At 40.2% G+C, this 1,452-nt stretch carries 3 protein-coding genes; all 3 read left to right on the top strand.

What is annotated here, in order from left to right; all coding sequences use genetic code 11:
* Positions 1-419 (top strand): hypothetical protein (locus H3U73_RS10570; protein ID WP_232336268.1); only part of this gene is annotated, 419 nt, incomplete at its 5' end.
* Positions 420-464: 45 nt separating this feature from the next.
* Entirely contained in the window at positions 465-725 is a 261-nt protein-coding gene (locus H3U73_RS10565; RefSeq protein ID WP_198190520.1) for a hypothetical protein, read from the top strand.
* 170 nt (positions 726-895) lie between these two features.
* The coding region (locus tag H3U73_RS10560) for a hypothetical protein (protein WP_198190519.1) at positions 896-1,452 on the top strand (557 nt) is incomplete at its 3' end.

Here is a 1,452-nt window from a genome sequence, read left to right as displayed (position 1 = left end):
CGTTGAATTTTAACTTCACAGTTCAGAATGAATTCAAATTGGCGAAAGAAATCACCCATTTTGACTATATCCAGCAGGAACAACCTCTGTATGGCCTAACCGTATATCGGGCAAATAATGGTATTGATCCCAAAACCGGCGAGCCGTGGAAATGGGATGACAATGCCAAGGATATTTTTATCAAAAAAGATCAGGCTGGCAATATTAAAACCTATATCAAGTGCGAATTTACCCATCATATAGATTCCTGTGACCATATGTTTTATAACGATGACTGGCATATCAGAGTATGGATTGGCTACAGCCGTACTTATCTGCCTCAGTGGCAGGAGATGGAGAATAATATTGTCAAAATACTGGATAGCTGGCGGGTAACAGGGGAAGGAAAACTGCTGGGCAAACAGATTGGTAAGGCCTAGTTTTTAATAGTGGTACAACTTATTGATTATCTTAGGGAGAAGAGCATGTTAGAAGCACAAAAAGTATCGGTAGCTGAAATCAGGACATGGCGTGAGCAAATATTAAATGGTGATTTATCCGATGTTGGCGCGGTGTATCAGCAACTGGCCAAACGTGGCTATCATTATGCTAAATGGGCCTATGGAGTAGCTTCTGCGGATAGCATTACCGGTAATGGCGCGCTGGAATTTATGCAGGCGGTGGCGAATGAACATAATCATATATTAACGACCGATGAAACCAATAAGATTGGCTGCGCTAATTGAGTTTAGTTAAATGTAAATATCTATTAATATATTCTATATGCATTAATACTAAATTATTGCTTAATATTTAATTTAAAACAATAAAAATTCTAAAATAGCATACTTTTTATTTTCTTTTGGTAAAGTTTCTGTTAATTTTTATCCTGAAAAATAGAGAAGCAAGGCTGTTTATGAAATATGGATATAAAAAGATTGTGCTTATCGTGGTGCTGCTGTGGCAGGTGCTGCTACTTGCCGGCTGTGACCATGATTTAAGTAAAGAGCCGGAGAAAAAAGTCGTTGAGCAAGTACCACAACCATTCCGTAATCAGGATAGCCGCGGGCGGTATGACACCATTGGCAAACTAGGTACTCAATCCATCAGCATCCCTGCTGGCGTGATTGATGGCTGGGCACGATATATGGGCGATCCGGGCGATTTTGCTGATCCGAAAATCAAAGCCAGATACCAGCGGCCACCTAAAACCTATGATTTACCAATTGAATCATTTGGCTTTCTGTATCGCATTACCGATGGCGATGTCTATACCTCTTCCCGGAAAACAGAAGAGGATTATCGCCACGATAATGAAACTTTAATCCCGTATGGCAAACCTTTCCCTTGGGCAAGTGTAAGTGTCTATGGTCAATATGATGCTACTGCGCCGTTGAATTTTAACTTCACAGTTCAGAATGAATTCAAATTGGCGAAAGAAATCACCCATTTTGACTATATCCAGCAGGAACA

It is taken from the genome of Snodgrassella sp. W8124 (assembly GCF_016100875.1).
GTDB lineage: Bacteria > Pseudomonadota > Gammaproteobacteria > Burkholderiales > Neisseriaceae > Snodgrassella > Snodgrassella alvi.
This window is presented reverse-complemented; position numbering and strand designations above follow the sequence as displayed.

Bases quoted from the DNA above. Each gene is read 5' to 3' on its own strand.
- H3U73_RS10565 (WP_198190520.1), top strand. From the start codon at position 465: ATGTTAGAAGCACAAAAAGTATCGGTAGCTGAAATCAGGACATGGCGT.